The following is a 17,433-nucleotide window of genomic DNA, read 5'->3' as shown; positions in this document are numbered from 1 at the left end:
GTTTTAAAACAATCTCCCTTTTCTATTTGACACATATTCTCAAGCATTGTCATAAAAACACATACATGCATAGTATAGGTTTATGTAACAAGGGGAGGATGATTGAATGGTTATGCCATCAAATAATCAAAGGATATCTCTTCAACAAGCCATGCAAATTGCTGTACAAAGAGTACCAGGTCAAATCATACATTATGGCATGGATATGGAAAACGGGACTTTGGTCTATGAAATATTTATTTTGACTGCTCAAAATAAGATTTATGAAGTTGAAGTAAATGCAAAGACAGGTGTCATTCGAAAAATAGAAGAAGAGAATGATTACGACTAATTCTTGTTTTAATAAGCATAGCTCAAGTACTCAAATGATTTTGAGCTTGGGTTTTTTTATTGATCATGAAAAGGCCTCAGCTCGTTGATTAAAAGCACACTTAGTATAGAAATAATTAGTAATGTTGAAGCGGGATTAGATAGGTTAGCAAAATTTTTGAATGGTGAAAGGAATAATACGCAAAAAAATCGAATAGAACAATCACTAGTAAAAATGATGAAATAGATGAGGTGAAGTAATGGATAACCAACAAATCATTGGTCAAACAAAAAGTGTAGGCTTTCAAGTAGGGGTTAGAAGGACATTTCCAATTTCACAGGAGCAAGCATGGGCGCTTATTACGACGGCAGAAGGAGTACATTCCTGGTTAGGAGAAGGTACTACGATTATTTTTGAAGCTGGGCATAAATACCATTCAAGGACAGGGACAGGGGAAATCAGGATTGTTAAACCATTAGAGCAGCTTCGACTTACGTGGCAAAAAGAAGCGTGGTCAAGACCATCCACTGTACAAATCCGTATTCTACCTAAAGAACGACATAAAACGACGATTAGCTTTCATCAAGAGCATCTTTCTGATCAGACTGTACGAGAAGAAATGAAACGTCATTGGGAAAGCGTGCTAGACAGTATCAAAGAAAGGGCACAAACTATTTGAGTGTACAAAGAATAGCATCCCTACCATTTTTGAAGGGATGCTATTTGCTTTGTTTTTAGGACTCTTTGTTTTCGTGACCTTTTGATGTTCGTGTATAATCCTGAGGAGCAAGTGCTTTGTTACGCTCTGTATAACCCTTAGGTGATAAACGAAAGATGGATTTTTTAATGGTAGCCCAATTTAAATCTGTTGCCAGATTCATGTAGGAGTAGCCATAAATGCGAATATTACATTGGTAAAGGAGTGTTAAATATAATGAAACAAAGAAGCCAAACAGTCCAAAAAAGGCACTGGCAAAAATAAAGGCAATCCTTAAAATACTAACGGATGTAACAAGCGATTGATTGACCAATGTAAAAGAGGCAATAGTAGAAATAGCAATCACAACAATCATTTCAGGACTTGTTACCCCTGCTCGAATGGCAGCATCTCCGATAATTAATCCGCCTACCACACTGATGGTCCCACCAATAACAGAGGGTAGACGTAAGCCTGCCTCACGAAACAATTCAAACATTAGCAACATCAAGAGCATTTCAAGCGAAGAGGGGAGCGGTAAGCCCGATTTAGCCTGCACAACGGTTGCGAGTAGCTGTAACGGTAATTGATTTTGATGATAGGTCGTTAAAGCTAGCCAAAATGCAGGCAGTAGTAAGCCGATTAAAATACCTGATATCCTTAATAATCGTTCGAGGGAACTGAAGATAATAGGATATTCATTATCCTCAGCCGATTTAAGTAATAAAAACAGATTGACTGGTGTAACGACAGCATAGGCAACACCATCAACAAAAATTATAAATCGACCTCTTGCTAAGGCTTGAACGGCATAATCAGGTCGCCCTGTGTAATCAAACTTTGGAAAAAGCTTAGAATTTTTATTGACCCGTTCCATCAATAAATCACCACTAAATACAATATCTGTATCTACGGCTGCTAGCTGCTTTTTAATCCCATGTAAAATATCCATATCCACAATATCATCAAAATAAAGTATAGCAACCGTTGTTTTTGAACGTTTCCCAAGCTCCATTTTTTCTACACAAAAGGAATTGGTTGGCAATCGTTTTCGTAACAGTGCGATATTGACGCGAATATCTTCAATGAAATTATCCCTCGGTCCTTTAACAAGAACCTCCATGCGCGTTTCTTCAGGTTGACGATTAGGTTTATGCGCAATATTACTAGCATATAAAAGATTATCTTCATCAAAATACAGCAACAGGAAACCACTATAAACAAATGTAATTAGCTGTTCCTTGTCTTCCATTTTTTGAATACTCGGAATATGAAGATGCCTAGCAATATTCTCTTCAAGGGGGACCTCATCCAAATGGTCAAATAAATATTGAATACGTTCAATAATCACTTCATTGAGCATTTGTTGATCAATCATCGCATCACATGTAATGAAATGTACTTTTTGCTGATTAAAGGTGTATTCTTGAAATTGAATATCTGCCGATTTTTGAAATAATTTTCTGAGCGTACTAAGATCTAGCGCCTGCTCGTGCTGAGGCATTACGATTCACCACTTTTCATGTCTTGTTTTTCAGTTTTCCCCTTTTTAGAAGATTTATCCGACAAGAAAGCTACGATTACGAAAAAAATTGACAGGGCAAAGAAAAAGATAAACGTAGAAGTTAGGATATAATTTCCTTTTACCTTTAAAAATAAATTTTCATTTAACATAATGAGTGGCAAGCAAAGTATAAAGAAGGGAGGAGCAAGCATTTGCCATATTCGCTTCGGATTGCCGGTCATTTTTAATAAATCTGCCACGATATACAAAAGGAAGCTAACGCGAATAAAGGTCCCTGTTAGCCATTGGTAAATAGAGAAAAAGTCTAGATGTTCAATATAGCGCCCGATTGTCACTAAACCCCATTCTTCATAGGCAGGATAGCGTTGTTTAGCCGCTTCACTTGGTCCAAATTCGGTAATGGCTCCAATTAATGGCCCTAATGTGAGTCCCACTAAGATCGATAGCATAATGACAAAGTGATACCACCGAATTCGTTCTTTAAATTGATGTTGTAAAAATAGTAGCATTAAAAGCTCTATGAACCCTGATGCTGGGAAAATCATGCCTCGAAAAACGGGCTGGAAACCATGTTCAAAAAACGGTCGTAATAAATCATAGTCTTTTACTTGTAGGTTGGTAAAGGCAACAAAAAAGCCAAACACCACAACTCCGAATAACACAAAGACATTTAAAATCACAATTGTCTGCAAGCTCGTCGTCACCAGAAGAATACACAAAATGGTATAGATAAATAATAGGATGATAACGGGCGTTTGCGGTAAAAATGTTGTGTTAACCCATTGCAAGGTTTCAACCATCGTAAAAGCTGTAATAATCATTATAAAAATGACAATTGTATAAATGACAATAGAAGAGCCAATGTTTCCGATTTTTTCGTTTAACCAGTCTCGAATGGGTTCCTGTTTAGACTTCGATTGAATATATACTAATAGAAATAGCCAAAAGAAAATGACTCCTCCAGCAAGTAAAACCGATAGCCAACCATCTCTTTTGGCTACATCTAACAGCGGGGGAATAATCGTTACATGATTTTTTAAGCCAATAACAGTCATAGATAGGAAGATGACATGTAAAATACTGATTGATCCTACACCTTTCATGATGAAAACCCTCTAACATTGATTGATACATACTAGCTTAGACAAAAAAAGTCATTTTTATAAGCAAAAAATGGCATGACCTCATGAAAAAACGAGGTATTTGATGATTCAATCGTCAAATACCTCGTCCTATGAATAGTAAGCTCAATTAGTGAATATATTTCGTACTAACTAGATCTCCTTTTAGCACATCTGTTGGGATTTCAAATTCTACAACTCCCATATAGCCTGGTGCTACTTCGTATTTATCGAAGGAAATCACTAGTTTCCCTTGATCTGAAATATAGAATGGTTGATCTGGTTTAATGGTTGTAAATGCTTCCATTAATTCTTCATCTGGAAGGCCTGCGCCTTTCACCCAGTAAATTTTTTCTTGATTAGATTCTGCAATTTGTGTACGCATTTGTTCCTTAATATTTTCACTAATTGTCTCAACATATTGTTGATCTTTAAAGAGCATTGGTAGTGTAATTAAAATTTCATTTTGCTTGTCGATTGTATCGTATTGCATGACCGTTGAAGAGGAAGCAACCGTATTCACCACATAACGGCCAATCGATAAAATTTGGTCATTATCTGTTTTGATTTCAAAGCCGCTATCAACACCTAAATGTCCACCACCACTAGCTTTTAAATCTCCAACCTCAGCAATAAAATTATCATAAAGGGCTTTCCCCTCTGCACGATATTTTTCATTTAAAGCATTGGCAAGCTCTTGATTCTCTAAATTTTCAATGGAAGGAACTTGAATGTTGGCATCATAATTATCTTCTGCCACCTCATATTCAGTCCAAGTTAATACTTTCACCACACTACCAACAACAGGTATTTCAGAAAGTGTTCGTGCCATTGCAGGGCTAACATTTAAACTAGCTGTAAACAGCATAGCCGCAGCCGCTGATCCAAGTAGCCATTGTGGTGTGCGATTTTTTTTCTTTTTTCGACCTTGTTTTAGTGCACTTTCAACCACAAAGTCTAGCTCCTTTGGAATAGGAACCTCCATATATTGTTTTTCTAATTTTTGTAATTTTTTATCCATGTGCAGTTTCTCCCTTCACATCTTCCAATTGTATTTTCAATAGTTTTAACGCTTTATAAAGACGCGATTTGGCTGTACTCAACTTAATATCAAGGATGTTCGCTACGTCAGCGAGCTTTAAATCCTCAAAATAATGGAGAATGACAACCTCACGATACATTTGTGGGAGCTCATCCAACGCATGCTCCAAGTCTACATTCTCATAAACATCCTCTTGAGCTGGCGTTAAATATTGTAATGTATCATCATCTGTTACTTGTAAGCGTTTATGCTTACGCAAAAAATCAATGGCCGTACGGACAACTATTTTGTAAAACCAGCTTTTCATATAGGTCACATTTTCAAGTCGATCTAATGAGAGCATGGCTTTTTGGATACTGTCCTGTACAACATCTAGTGCGTCCTGTTCATTTTTTGTATAGCTATACGCGAGCATATAAAAACGCTCTTTTTGTTCACGAATGAATTGGACAAACACCTCTTCATGTTGAAATGCATTTCTTGTTTTCATGTCCAAAGAAGCTCCTTTTTTAACATTGTCAAATTGTATACACTATCTAGACGTGCGAGTAGAGGGAAAAAGTTTAATCCAAGAAAAAAACTTACCTCGATTGAGATAAGTTTTATCCTTCAATAGTATCGGCATACATAAGCATAATGCTGATTATGAAAAATAGTCATATGTATTTTTCAAGAGTAATAGAATGGTCACAACGATAAATAATTTACGTACATAGCCACTGCCGCGTTTAATCGCAAATTTAGAGCCAACAATAGCACCTGCAATTTGTGCAAGTCCCATCGGTAGACCATAAGCATAATTTATTTGTCCTAAGTATATAAACATAAGAAGGGCAGCTATATTACTGCCAAAATTTAAAAATTTTGCATTTCCTGCTGATTGTAAAAAGTCAAAACCAACCATAAGAAAAGCAAAAAGTAAAAATGAGCCTGTTCCAGGACCTAAAAAGCCATCATAAAATCCAACTAGTGTGATCACCATAACAAAAATGAGATAACGTTTTGGTGTTAATGTTTTATAGCTCGATATACTTCCCCAGTCCTTTTTGAAAATGGTGTAAATAGCCACTACTGCAAGCATTATCAGCATTAGTGGCTTGAGAACACTGGGGTCCATTAAGTGGACAATCCAAGCACCTAACATAGAGCCGAAAAAGACAAAGGGGAATAACTTATAGACGGCTTTAATATCTAGCTTGCCAGAGCGATAAAATGTCACTGTGCTAGTCAGTGATCCCATCGTACCTGCTAATTTATTTGTTGCTACTGCAGCAGAGGGTGGAAGACCAACAAACATAAGAGCTGGTAAAGAAATAAGGCCACCGCCTCCCACCACTGAATCAATAAATGCTGCTAAAAAACCAAAAAGAAGTAAGATCATTAAAATATTTACATCTAATTCAAAAGGCACAACAGGTCATCTCTTTTCTATCATAATAATCTGATAGTAGCGAACTGAAGATAAGCTGTAAATATACTATCGATTATTTTTGGGCTTAAGTACATGGAGAGGTTTTATAGAAAATGAATGTAATTGCTACATTGTTCAAATAATTTCTACTTGAAGTCATTATTTTGATGTATTATGTAAATGATGGTGTTTTTACGTAAAGGGGACGTGATGACATGAGTTTAGGGAATCATCTACGCGTATTTCTCTGTGTGGTTTTTATGGGAGTGCTTGTAGGATATGTCTTTAATGCAAAAAAAGATATAACAGACCATGATTATATTGATACCGTAAAAGAAGGCTATTTGGAGAATTTTTCAGATGTCACAGTTCGAAATGCGTTTAATTATGCTTTTTTTGAACCGTACTGGCGTTATTATCAAGCAAAAACAGGGGAGCAGGTTGTTGAATTATCGGGTGATATTACGTTTCAAGGTGTAAAAGGACATGCTATCTTACAATTTGTTGTCAACGAACAAACGCAGCAATTCTCACTTCAGGCGATGAAATTTAAAGATGTAGTATTGAACCAGCAGCAACAACAAAAGCTAGTCGGCATGGTCTATCAAACATGGGAAAAGAAACAACTAGCTTATGAGTAAGGTTTTTTATTTTGTAAATCATCCAAACTGTATTACAGTAAAAGGGGGAGCTTAGAGACAGAGAGGATGTTTTAAATGAGATTAAGTATGTTAGATCAAATGCCCATTCCAAAAGGTCATTCTGCAGAGGAAGCCTTCCAACGTACAGAACAACTGGCACTACTAGGTGAAGAACTTGGCTATCATCGTATGTGGCTAGCTGAACATCACAATAGTCAGTCACTAGCAAGTTCAGCTCCTGAAGTGACTGCCGCTTTTTTAGCCGCGAAAACAAAACGTCTTCGCATTGGCACAGGTGGCGTTATGATGATGCATTATTCGCCTTATAAGCTAGCAGAGGTATTTAAGACATTATCTGGTTTAGCACCGAATCGGATTGATTTTGGTGTGGGTAGAGCGCCAGGTGGCGACCATGCCGCTATTTATGCATTAGCAGAGGGAAGACGTCAACGCTTCACGGAACAGTATGATAAGCTCGAAATCGTTTTAAAGCTGATGAATAATCAAAAAACAGGTGAGCATGTCTATGATCAAGTCATCGCAGCCCCTGCTCATATTTCATTACCAGAGGCTTGGTTACTAGGATCGAGTGGACAAAGTGCTATGCAGGCTGGACAGCTTGGAGTAGGCTATTCATATGCACAATTCTTCACTGGCAATATGTCGAAGGATATTTTTGATGCCTATAAATCCTATTTTACGCCTTCTTATTATATGGAAAAGCCACAAATTATTGTGACATATGCAGCAACGGTTGCACCAACTTTAGAAGAAGCGGAATATTTGGCAAAACCAATTGATATCTCTCGTCTTCAACTGATGAAGGGGCAAATCATTCAAACGATGTCACCAGAAGAAGCAAAGGATTATCCGTTGTCGGAAATGGATAAAATGACAATTGACAATAACCGTAAGGCGAATCTTGTTGGGACACCAAAAGACATTGCTGCATTTTTAATCGCTGAGCAAGAGAAGTATGGTTTCGATGAAGTCATGCTGAATTGTAATCAATATGAACTAGAAAGTCGTTTGAATACCTACAAATTCCTGGCAAAGGAATTAATATAGAACGAATAAAGCTTGATAAAATCACCTCGTGTATGTAGTCGTCGAGGTGATTTTTTATTGACCATTGGCTTGCACACAACATAGAAAAACCCGGAAATAAATTTCCGGGTCTGATTACCACTACATTTTTTTCTCCATGACACACTGCCTCGCTTCCGTATAGGATCTTAAGATATTCCTAAGAAAACTGTACTTTACTCAGCTTTGATGGTCCTTCTGAGTTATCGATCAATCGCACTCATCGGGTTAACCCTCCCAGTCATTGGATTTGAAGTGAAATCTTTAATAGTATAGACCATTCATTATTTTTTATACCTTGTTGAACAAATTATAAAAAATATAAATTAAGTAAATAAGCAATTTAGTGAAACTCTTCTTGGATCAAACTTTGGTCAATATGGAGGTTATCTATTTAAAGTTACTTACTGGAAAACATTTATACGCGAGCAGAGCCACTCACAAATGCGGCATCTTGATAATACATATTTTTCACAAGAACATTTGGCCCTAAGCATTTGACTGCTGGACAGTGGCAGTTGAGTGATTTTGCTAAGTCAGTTGTCATCCATTTATCAAAAATGGCTGGTAGCTCGTCATGCACAATATTGCCAAGTGCTGGTGTATCACCAAAATCTGTAACGATCACATCGCCTGTGAAAATATTGATGTTTAATCGAGAACGACCGTCTGGGTCATTTCGCATTGTGACATTCTTCGCTGTGCGCAGACGGTGCAGCAACTTTTGATCCTCTTCATTCCTACTGCAAGGGTAGAATGGGAGTGTGCCAAATAGCATCCATGTATTTTCATCACGAATATCAAGTAGATGGTGAATGGCTTCACGCGTTTCTTCTAATGATAAAGAACTAAGTGCACTTGCGAAGTCTGATGGGTACATTGGGTGTACCTCATGTCTCGCACACTTCATTTCCTCAATGATTTGATGATGGATATGCTCTAAATAAGGCAATGTTTTTTTATTTAACATCGTTTCAGCAGATACCATAACACCATGCTCAGCTAGCATTTTAGCATTATCAATCATGCGTTGGAATAAAGCTGCACGTTGGTCATAAGTTGGTTTGCGCTCCATCATGGCAAAGCCGGTTTCTACAAATTCATCAATCGTTCCCCAGTTATGAGAAATATGAAGGACATCTAGATAAGGGGCAATCAATACATAACGAGCTGGCTCTAATGTTAAGTTGGAGTTGATTTGTGTGCGTACGCCTCGTTCGTGTGCGTATTTTAAAAGCGGCAATACATAGTTTTGAACAGACTTTTTACTCATCATCGGTTCTCCACCTGTAATGCTGAGTGTTTTTAAATGAGGTATCTCGTCTAAGCGCTGTAAAATTAAGTTTATAGGTAGTGCCTCAGGGTCTTTATTTTGTAATGTATAGCCTACTGCACAGTGAGCGCAGCGCATGTTGCAAAGATTAGTAGTTGTAAATTCAATATTTGATAGTGTCATTTGTCCATGCTGTTCCACATCTAAATACGCTTCCCATGGATCAAAGACAGGTGTTATTTTTTGTAAGGTCGTCATCTTTCGTACATCTTCCTTTCTAGCATTCTATTGTCTCATATTCATCGAAAATTTCAAATATGAAATTACCGAATGGACTATTTTAGGACTAGACGAACATTTTTTCCCAATATAGGAAAATGTTCACCGTTCCATTTGGCTAGCAATTGAAGAGTTAAAGCGCATTGATGTCCTAATATTCTGTTATAGGACATTTTACTGTTATTTCTTATAAAAAACGTTATCATGGTAGAGAGTAAATAGTCACAATGCATCGAAGAAAGTGGGAACAGATATGACGAAATATGAGACACTATTGTTTGACGTGGATGATACGTTACTAGATTTTGATTTAGCTGAAAATGCGGCGCTGGACCGCATGTTTAAAGAGGAAAACATAGCTACTACGCCAGAGATGATTGCCCGTTACAAGGAGATAAATGAGACGATGTGGCGAGCTTTTGAGCGTGGGGAAGTAACAAAAAATACACTACATAATACACGATTTGCAATTGCTTTAAAAGAATTTGGGATAGAGGTTGATGGCGTCTACTTTGAATCGCTGTTCCAAAAATATTTACAGGAGGCACATCATTATGTGGATGGGGCTTATGAAGTCATTGCTCAATTAGCCGAAAGTCATCATTTATATGTTGTGTCAAATGGCATCACGATGACACAAAATAAACGATTAGTGGATGCCAATTTAGCACAATATTTTAAGGGTATCTTTATTTCGGAGCAAACGGGCTATCAAAAGCCGATGCCAGCCTTTTTTGATTATGTATTTGAACGGATTGATCATTTTGATAAAGCTAAAACGCTTATTATCGGTGATTCTTTGACGTCAGACATAAAAGGTGGTTTACTATCAGGGATCGATACATGCTGGTTTAACATCCATAATGTTGAAAACACGAGCGACATTGAACCGCATTATGAAATTAAAAAATTGCATGAATTACATGGGTTATTAAATAAAAAAATAGCTCTGTATTAAGAAATACGGCACTTCCTTTGCTATCTGGACAAAGGAGGTGTTTTTTAGTTTATCATCCGTTTTTTCATCAAACAATGTAGGTATAAAATACAACAGAAAAGGCAAAACCTTTTATGAGACTAGTTTCCATGAAAGGGGAAATATTCGATGAATATGGTTTTAACTGCCAGTAAACGTCAAAAAGGACGACAATCTTCATTAACACAGCTTCGACAAAATGGGGACATTCCTGGTGTTGTCTACGGCTTTCAAATGGAATCAACAGCTATTACGTTAGATGCTAGAACCTTTGCAAAAATGTTAGCAGCACATGGTACGAAAAGTGTTTTTCAACTAGATGTAGAAGGAAAACGAATTAATGCTGTATTAACAGAAGTACAACGTTGTGCATTAAAGGGCAATGTTAAACACGTTGATTTTAAGTCCATCAATATGTCAGAGGAGCTAGAAGTGGACATTCCAGTAACAGTGACTGGTCATGCTGTCGGTGTTGCGGATGGCGGTTTCCTGCTACAGCCAAATCGTGAGGTACGCATCAAAGTGAAGCCAACCGAGATTCCAGAAACTATAGAAATTGATGTTACGAATGTAGCGATTGGCACGTCTCTTTATGTAGGAGATATTCGTCAGCAGTTTTCGTTTGAAATTTTACAAGAGGATGACTTCACATTAGCAACAATTACACCACCACCTGCTGAAAATGTACAAGAAGAAGATACTGTGGATGGTACACCAGAAGTGATAGAAGCAACAGGACAAAACGGTGCTGAACCAGAAGCATAGAGGAAAGAGGAGCCATTTTACGCTACGTAAGTGGCTCCTTGGTATTTTCTATAACAGCTGCTGTATAGATTTCCGATAACGATAATAAACGACTACATACATCCCACATATTGCTAAAAATAGCCAAGGTGGAATAAAGCGCATAAGGGCAAAGGGTGTTTCAAATAAAAAAGCCAAAAGGAATGCTAAACCTTCTTTCTCCCATAAGCCAGGTGTATAATAGGCAGCTTTTATACTGAAAAAGGAATCGAAGCCATCATTGGCATACAAAATCATTAACAAAAGAAAAGAGAGTAACGCCCAATGGCTTGCATGCTGCATTAAACGTTTATATTTAGCAATATACGAATCATTATCCGAAAATAATTCATCGTTGCCATCTTTTCTTTTTAACCAATAGTAGGTTCCATCATACGACTTTTCTTTTAAAGGGCGCCACCCAAAATCCTCATGTAATTGCTTATAGTTGGGTTGCTCTTTTTTTCGAAGATCTTGCTGATAATCAATTCGGATAACTTGTTCAAGATCTGTAGTATGTTTAAATGTATAAAAGCCTGCTGAGTTTATGTTTGTGCAAACTAAGCCTTGGGATAACATTTGATTTAACCATTGTTCTTCCTTTTCAATATCAAAAAAGATTTTAAACTTTATCATGTTCATCAGCTCCCTCATATAAAGATAAAATTCGTTGCAATCGCTGTTGCTCGGCAGCTAATATATTTAGCCCTTCAGCGGTTGTTTGATACACCTTGCGTCTAGAATCCTCAGTTGCAACAGGAGTAATCCAATGATATTTCAACAAATTTTCTATTGCCCCATACATGGTGCCAGCAGCAATTCTCACACTGCCAGCACTCATTTCCTCGATTTTTTGCATCATGGCATAGCCATGTAACGGTTCACGTAGAGCAAGTAAAATATAATGCATGGTTTCTGATAAAGGCAGTAATTTATGTTTTTTCATTAGGTCACCTCAACTATACAGTTTAACTATATAGTTTGATTATATATAGTTGGACTGTATATTGCAACTGTATAAAAAAAGACAATGCATTTTTGCATTGTCTTGTAAGCTTATACGACAGCGCTTTTCACGCCAGTCCATCTCATAAATAATTTTTCATTATAGGTTAAGGCAAATTGTACAATGGGTCCAAGCCCAAATGCCATAATGACTGTACCAATTCCAATAGGACCGCCTAGTAAAAAGCCAATAACAGCGACAGTCACTTCCATTGTTGTACGAGAACGTGTAACACTCCAGCCAAGCTTATGGACCATCATTAACATTAACGTATCACGTGGACCGATTCCCAAATTGGCTACCATATACATACCGCAACCCCAGCCTAATAAAACTAACCCTGTAAGATAGGAGACAAGTTGCATCCAAAATCCATCGATATCTGGCAACCAATAATTAAATATATCAATAAAAATGCCTGCTAAAAACATATCAATAAAGGTCCCTGGTAATGGAAATTTTTTTGTGATCAGCATATCAAATGCTAAAATGGCAAGTCCCAATATAATGGACCAAGTGCCGATTGTTAAACCCACTGTTTTTGTTAAGCCAATATGTAGTACATCCCAAGAGCCAACGCCAAAAAGCTGCCCTTTAATTGTTAATGTGATGCCAAAAGATAGCACGATAATGCCTGTTATGAAAAACAAACAGCGCGTAAAGAAAGCTTGTTTCATTTTTTAACCCTCATTTATCCGAAAATTCCTATTATCCATCCAATTAGTATAACAAATAAATTTTCAATATGGCCGAAAATTGTCATTTCACATTTTTCAAAAAAAGGCGGTTTAGCTTTTTGAGGAGAGGGCAAAATAGATATGTAGATGAAAGGATGGGATGAAATGACTTCTGTACGTGATGAAATTTTAGAAGTTTTAAATCGAGAAAAGATTGGAACGATGGCGACTGTAGAAAATGGAAAACCGTACTCTCGTTACATGACGTTTCAACATGAGGACTTTGTATTATATACGGTAACGAATAAACATTCAGAGAAAATGGCAGAACTTCGTAAAAATCCCTATACCCATATTTTATATGGCTATGAAAATGAAGGCTTTGGGGATACGTATGTTGAAATAGAGGGCCAGCTTACGGAAGTCCATGAAGAGGGGTTAAAAAATAAACTAGCTGAATTTTTTACGGGTATCTTCGTTGGTAATCAGGACGAAATGGTGACCTTGAAAATTGAACCTATTCGCATGCGCTTGATGAATAAAAAGGGGCAACCACCAAAAGAGCTAGAATTTTCGAACGACCATTGATGGATGGTCGTTTTTTACTGTACTACTATAAATACTTGCAATGATCGGTATTTTTCAGGCATGATAGTTCTTAAAAGAAAAAGGAGTATAGGCTATGACAACAAAATTACAGAAGTTAACGCAAAATATCTTATCATCTCAAGGGAAATTAGAGGCAGATTTCATACTGAGAAATGCTCAAGTGGCCGATGTTTATACGTTAACGTGGAAAAAGGCAGACATTGTTGTGAACAATGGTACGATTGTGGCACTGGATCACAACCACAAATTTCAGGCAAAAGAGGAACAGGATGCAGCAGGAAGCTACGTCATTCCTGGATTAATTGATGGTCATATACATATAGAATCTTCCATGCTAACGCCGGGGGAATTTAGTCGAGTTTTACTACCTCATGGTATTACCACAGTCATCACAGATCCACATGAAATCGCCAATGTCGCAGGAGCGGAAGGCATCCAATTTATGCTCGATGATGCACAAAAAGCGGATATGGATATTTTTGTGATGCTGCCATCAAGCGTACCTGGTACACAGTTTGAAAATGCAGGTGCAACACTAACAGCTCAGGATTTGGCGTCATTTCTAAAACATGAACAAGTTCGTGGCTTGGCAGAAGTCATGGATTTTCCAGCCGTATTAAATGGGGAAGAGGGCATGCTTCAGAAAATTTTATTATCACAGCAAGCAAACCTAGTAATCGATGGGCATTGTGCTGGCTTACAGAGCGAACAAATTACAGGCTATCGCGCTGCAGGCATACTGACAGATCATGAATGTGTGACAGCCGAAGAAGCCATTGATCGTGTAGAGCAAGGGATGTATGTACTGATTCGAGAAGGCTCAGCAGCTAAAAATTTACGTGATTTATTACCGGCTGTTCAGCCACATAATGCTCGTCGCTTTGGTTTTTGTACAGACGATAAATATGTGGATGAGTTAATCGATGAAGGTAGCATCAATTATGATATAGCTATGGCAATAGCCGAAGGGATGACACCATTACAGGCAATCCAGTTAGCAACTGTGAACACAGCAGAATGCTATCGTTTATTTGATCGAGGGGTACTTGCCCCAGGCTATAAGGCAGATTTTGTGTTAGTCGAGGATTTGTCGACGATGCAGGCAAAGGCTGTATGGAAAAATGGTCGAAAGGTTGCTGAAAATGGAGAAATGCTGACAAGTCGTCAAGAGCTAATTGTTCCTGCTCATATCCACCAATCAGTGCATTTACCAGCCATTACAAAGGATAGGCTACAACTAGCTTTCACAAAGGGTACGAAGGCTAATGTTATGGAGATTGTTCCAAATCAGCTCATTACCAATCATGTAGTAATGGATGTACCTGTGAAAGAAGGCGTTTTTGAACCATCTGTAGAACAAGATTTACTGAAATTGGCCGTAATTGAACGACACCATCATTTACACACAACAGGCCTAGGCATTGTCAAAGGCTTTGGTTTACAAAAAGGGGCAGTAGCCACAACCGTAGCACATGATTCACATAATGCCCTTGTCGTAGGGACAAACGATGAGGATATGATACTTGCGCTTGCACGTATTCAAGAAATCCAAGGGGGCTTTGTGATTGTAGCAGATGGCAAAATTCTAGCGGAGATGCCATTAACCATTGGCGGCTTGATGACAGATGCCCCTGCTCAGCAAGCAAAGGAACAGCTAGCAGGCTTGCATAGTGCATTAAAGACGCTCAACCCAACATTAGATTTCCATTTTCTACTGACGTTTTCTTTTGTGGCATTACCAGTCATTCCTGCACTAAAACTAACAGATACAGGATTATTTGATGTGACAACCTTCCAGCACATCTCTGTAGAAGCATAGACGAAAACGACCTAATAGCTTAAAGCTTTAGGTCGTTTTTGTATTTCGTGTTGATCTAAGTAGCTCTGAGACATCTTTTATACTTCCGATAATTATATATTTAGTAATCTTTTTGATAAAAATAAAAAACAGACAACATATTTCATTGACTGTTTTAGGATCTATTATTCTTTTAAAACACTAGGTTTATCGAAAGAAACAATATCTATTATATGGTCAAGACAAACAATTTGGTAGTGAATTAGGTCTTTGTAGGAGTATATTTCCTGAGCAATTGTTCCATTACTTACAAAATCTAAATAGGTAGACTTTGAGAATAAACGTACTGAATGACCAATAAATTTATCTTCTGAATTTACAAAATGAAATGACTCATCGAAAACAGAATAGGCTACATACGAATCAAATTCTATATGTATCACTGGTAATGTCTTATCAATTTCAATTGGGTTGACATCATATAATGTATATTCACCAACATTTACCTCATCGCTTTTAGAACTGATAGAAGCTCTTTTAATAGAAATTCTCAATGAATTCGTACCAGGCTCTACTATATTATCTAAAAAAACAAAACCTTTTTGCTGTATCAAATCCTCATAGTTCATCAAATCACCCTTCCATATTTATATATAAGGTTTTGGTCATTTTATAATTTGAAATTTAAAATGTCAATAATAAAATAGTTGATAAAGGATAAAAAAATATTGTTTTTCGATAAAAAATAATTGTCTTAGAATATATTTTAAGCTTCTGATTGTAGGTGGCAGGATCTGAATTTTGCACACTAAAAATAGTTAAATGAAGGAATAAGGTAATGACGAAATATATGATTGCTTCAACACCAATTAGATTAGGTGTACTTAGTTTTTGATTTTATAATGATAGGGAGTAATGTAGCTCTGGAAGGTATTCTAATAGGATTTTTATTGGATTTGTTTGTGTAATTGGCACAGAGATAAATTCTTAAAAAAAGGGGATTGCGGGAAATGGTAGTTAAGTGGTGATTTTATAAATTGTTAATGGCATCTGATAAAATGCCTAGGTTTGAAGAGCCGTATTTGGAAGATAAGCAAATTCCAAATACGGTTCTTTATGTTGATTATATAAAATTATTGTTACGTGATACCGCCGCTATAGCATGAATCAAAAGTTTTAGGGTTACAATATTCATTACTTTATTTTTTATCTTTCATTGTCCAGTCGTTGTGCATAATATCTTGAAGAACATTTTTCAGTTGTATAAATTGCTGCTCTGAGATATTTGATTGTTGCATTACTTGTCGTGACACTTCTGGTAGCATACAACGGACATTACTGCCTTCTTTTGATAAATAAATTTGCATTTGTCGTTCGTCATCCTTGGAACGCTCACGACAAATATAGCCCTTCGCCTCTAACTTTTTGAGCAACGGTGTTAATGTACCTGAATCTAAAAATAAACGTTGTCCCAATTCTTTCACTGTTATTTGTTCGTTTTCCTCCAAGGCTAATAAAGAGATATAACCTGTATAAGTTAGATCGTATGGCTTTAATAATAATGTGTATTGTCGAATGATTTCCTTTGATGTGGCATACAAAAGAAAGCACAGTTGATTATCTAAATGATTAGGCATAAAAATCCCCTCTTAAAGTTCTTCTCATTACATTTATATTAAAAATAAAGTTCCTACTTGTCAAACGCAATTAAATTGTGTACAATTCGATTTGTAAAAATTAAATTGTGTACAATTTAAAATACTAATATAGATATGGGGTTTTCGGTTATGAAAGAATTATACTCAACTACAATGATTAATGATGGTGGGCGTAGTGGCACATCATATGCAGAGGATCAATCACTCTCTTTAAAAATTGCACCACCAGGCTCAAAATTAGCTAATGTGACAAACCCAGAGCAATTATTTGCGGCAGGTTATAGTGCCTGCTTTAATAGTGCATTAGATTTAATTAAACGCCAAAAAAAACTAAACAACGCATCAACAATTAAAGTAACAGTCAAATTAATGGAACAAGCTACTTTTGACTATGTGCTTGCTGTTGACATCGAAGGACATATTGAAGGATTAGCATTGGAAGAAGCACAGGAATTATTAGAGTTAACACATACAGTGTGCCCATATTCAAAGGCAACGATGGGAAATATCAATGTAATAATTAAAGCAGTTTAAATTTTTT

Annotated in this window: 20 protein-coding genes; 9 read left to right on the top strand and 11 right to left on the bottom strand. The window is 36.9% G+C overall.

The window, feature by feature from the left end; all coding sequences use genetic code 11:
- Positions 1-106 precede the first annotated feature (106 nt).
- Positions 107-331 carry a PepSY domain-containing protein gene (locus AC6BKE_RS21085; protein WP_036123527.1) on the top strand — a complete coding sequence of 75 codons (225 nt, stop codon included), beginning with the start codon at positions 107-109 and terminating at the stop codon, positions 329-331.
- Positions 332-569: 238 nt separating this feature from the next.
- A complete protein-coding gene (locus AC6BKE_RS21080; RefSeq protein ID WP_036123529.1) occupies positions 570-989 on the top strand; it encodes an SRPBCC family protein in 420 nt (139 codons plus the stop codon).
- A 55-nt stretch (positions 990-1,044) separates the two neighbouring features.
- On the opposite strand, the gene AC6BKE_RS21075 is transcribed toward AC6BKE_RS21080, so the two are convergent.
- The 5 genes from AC6BKE_RS21075 to AC6BKE_RS21055 form a co-directional block, all read right to left on the bottom strand.
- Positions 1,045-2,511 (bottom strand): spore germination protein, encoded by a 1,467-nt coding sequence (locus AC6BKE_RS21075; protein ID WP_499857936.1) that lies wholly within the window; start codon positions 2,509-2,511, stop codon positions 1,045-1,047.
- A complete protein-coding gene (locus tag AC6BKE_RS21070) occupies positions 2,511-3,635 on the bottom strand; it encodes an endospore germination permease (protein ID WP_036123536.1) in 1,125 nt (374 codons plus the stop codon). The genes AC6BKE_RS21075 and AC6BKE_RS21070 overlap by 1 nt, the downstream gene beginning before the upstream one ends.
- Positions 3,636-3,783: 148 nt before the next feature.
- Positions 3,784-4,674 (bottom strand): anti-sigma-V factor RsiV, encoded by an 891-nt coding sequence (rsiV, locus tag AC6BKE_RS21065; protein WP_036123538.1) that lies wholly within the window; start codon positions 4,672-4,674, stop codon positions 3,784-3,786.
- Positions 4,667-5,185, bottom strand: coding sequence for an RNA polymerase sigma factor SigV (gene sigV / locus AC6BKE_RS21060; protein WP_036123541.1), 519 nt, complete (start codon positions 5,183-5,185; stop codon positions 4,667-4,669). Before sigV ends, rsiV begins: the two co-directional genes overlap by 8 nt.
- A gap of 153 nt (positions 5,186-5,338) precedes the next feature.
- On the bottom strand, positions 5,339-6,106 hold the full coding sequence (locus AC6BKE_RS21055; protein WP_499857934.1) for a sulfite exporter TauE/SafE family protein: 768 nt from the start codon (positions 6,104-6,106) through the stop codon (positions 5,339-5,341).
- Between the two features lie 215 nt (positions 6,107-6,321).
- Between AC6BKE_RS21055 and AC6BKE_RS21050 the strand changes: the two genes are divergently transcribed.
- Complete coding sequence (locus tag AC6BKE_RS21050) at positions 6,322-6,747, top strand: hypothetical protein (RefSeq protein ID WP_141903696.1); 426 nt, start codon at positions 6,322-6,324, stop codon at positions 6,745-6,747.
- 75 nt (positions 6,748-6,822) lie between these two features.
- Positions 6,823-7,815: an LLM class flavin-dependent oxidoreductase gene (locus AC6BKE_RS21045; protein ID WP_036123551.1), complete on the top strand. Its 993-nt coding sequence runs from the start codon at positions 6,823-6,825 to the stop codon at positions 7,813-7,815.
- 436 nt (positions 7,816-8,251) lie between these two features.
- Here the strand turns inward: AC6BKE_RS21045 and yfkAB are convergent, their stop codons facing one another.
- Positions 8,252-9,364 (bottom strand): radical SAM/CxCxxxxC motif protein YfkAB, encoded by a 1,113-nt coding sequence (gene yfkAB / locus AC6BKE_RS21040; protein WP_036123554.1) that lies wholly within the window; start codon positions 9,362-9,364, stop codon positions 8,252-8,254.
- A 274-nt stretch (positions 9,365-9,638) separates the two neighbouring features.
- Here yfkAB and AC6BKE_RS21035 point away from each other — a divergent pair, with 274 nt between their 5' ends.
- Positions 9,639-10,343, top strand: coding sequence for a YjjG family noncanonical pyrimidine nucleotidase (locus tag AC6BKE_RS21035; RefSeq protein ID WP_271910151.1), 705 nt, complete (start codon positions 9,639-9,641; stop codon positions 10,341-10,343).
- Between the two features lie 147 nt (positions 10,344-10,490).
- Positions 10,491-11,126 carry a 50S ribosomal protein L25/general stress protein Ctc gene (locus AC6BKE_RS21030; protein ID WP_101966757.1) on the top strand — a complete coding sequence of 212 codons (636 nt, stop codon included), beginning with the start codon at positions 10,491-10,493 and terminating at the stop codon, positions 11,124-11,126.
- A 48-nt stretch (positions 11,127-11,174) separates the two neighbouring features.
- Here the strand turns inward: AC6BKE_RS21030 and AC6BKE_RS21025 are convergent, their stop codons facing one another.
- From AC6BKE_RS21025 to AC6BKE_RS21015, 3 genes are all read right to left on the bottom strand, one after another.
- Complete coding sequence (locus AC6BKE_RS21025; RefSeq protein ID WP_271910150.1) at positions 11,175-11,780, bottom strand: DUF2812 domain-containing protein; 606 nt, start codon at positions 11,778-11,780, stop codon at positions 11,175-11,177.
- Positions 11,767-12,090: a PadR family transcriptional regulator gene (locus AC6BKE_RS21020; protein ID WP_058844556.1), complete on the bottom strand. Its 324-nt coding sequence runs from the start codon at positions 12,088-12,090 to the stop codon at positions 11,767-11,769. Before AC6BKE_RS21020 ends, AC6BKE_RS21025 begins: the two co-directional genes overlap by 14 nt.
- Positions 12,091-12,200: 110 nt before the next feature.
- Positions 12,201-12,827, bottom strand: a complete 627-nt coding sequence (locus AC6BKE_RS21015) for a YczE/YyaS/YitT family protein (RefSeq protein ID WP_036123571.1) — start codon at positions 12,825-12,827, stop codon at positions 12,201-12,203.
- A 165-nt stretch (positions 12,828-12,992) separates the two neighbouring features.
- Between AC6BKE_RS21015 and AC6BKE_RS21010 the strand changes: the two genes are divergently transcribed.
- The gene (locus AC6BKE_RS21010; protein WP_499857931.1) at positions 12,993-13,415 is read left to right on the top strand and encodes a pyridoxamine 5'-phosphate oxidase family protein; all 423 of its coding nucleotides are present in this window, start codon (positions 12,993-12,995) and stop codon (positions 13,413-13,415) included.
- A 94-nt stretch (positions 13,416-13,509) separates the two neighbouring features.
- The gene (ade, locus tag AC6BKE_RS21005; RefSeq protein WP_058844558.1) at positions 13,510-15,255 is read left to right on the top strand and encodes an adenine deaminase; all 1,746 of its coding nucleotides are present in this window, start codon (positions 13,510-13,512) and stop codon (positions 15,253-15,255) included.
- Between the two features lie 164 nt (positions 15,256-15,419).
- On the opposite strand, the gene AC6BKE_RS21000 is transcribed toward ade, so the two are convergent.
- Together AC6BKE_RS21000 and AC6BKE_RS20995 are read right to left on the bottom strand one after the other, a co-directional pair.
- Positions 15,420-15,863 (bottom strand): hypothetical protein, encoded by a 444-nt coding sequence (locus tag AC6BKE_RS21000; RefSeq protein WP_499857929.1) that lies wholly within the window; start codon positions 15,861-15,863, stop codon positions 15,420-15,422.
- A gap of 570 nt (positions 15,864-16,433) precedes the next feature.
- On the bottom strand, positions 16,434-16,871 hold the full coding sequence (locus AC6BKE_RS20995) for a MarR family winged helix-turn-helix transcriptional regulator (protein ID WP_445668810.1): 438 nt from the start codon (positions 16,869-16,871) through the stop codon (positions 16,434-16,436).
- Positions 16,872-17,021: 150 nt separating this feature from the next.
- Here AC6BKE_RS20995 and AC6BKE_RS20990 point away from each other — a divergent pair, with 150 nt between their 5' ends.
- Complete coding sequence (locus AC6BKE_RS20990) at positions 17,022-17,426, top strand: Ohr family peroxiredoxin (protein WP_036126965.1); 405 nt, start codon at positions 17,022-17,024, stop codon at positions 17,424-17,426.
- The last annotated feature ends 7 nt before the right edge of the window (positions 17,427-17,433 follow it).

The sequence above is a fragment of the Lysinibacillus sp. COL-1 genome (genome assembly GCF_059814265.1).
The sequence above is the reverse complement of the archived record's forward strand: the minus strand, read 5'-3'. Positions and strand labels throughout refer to the sequence as shown.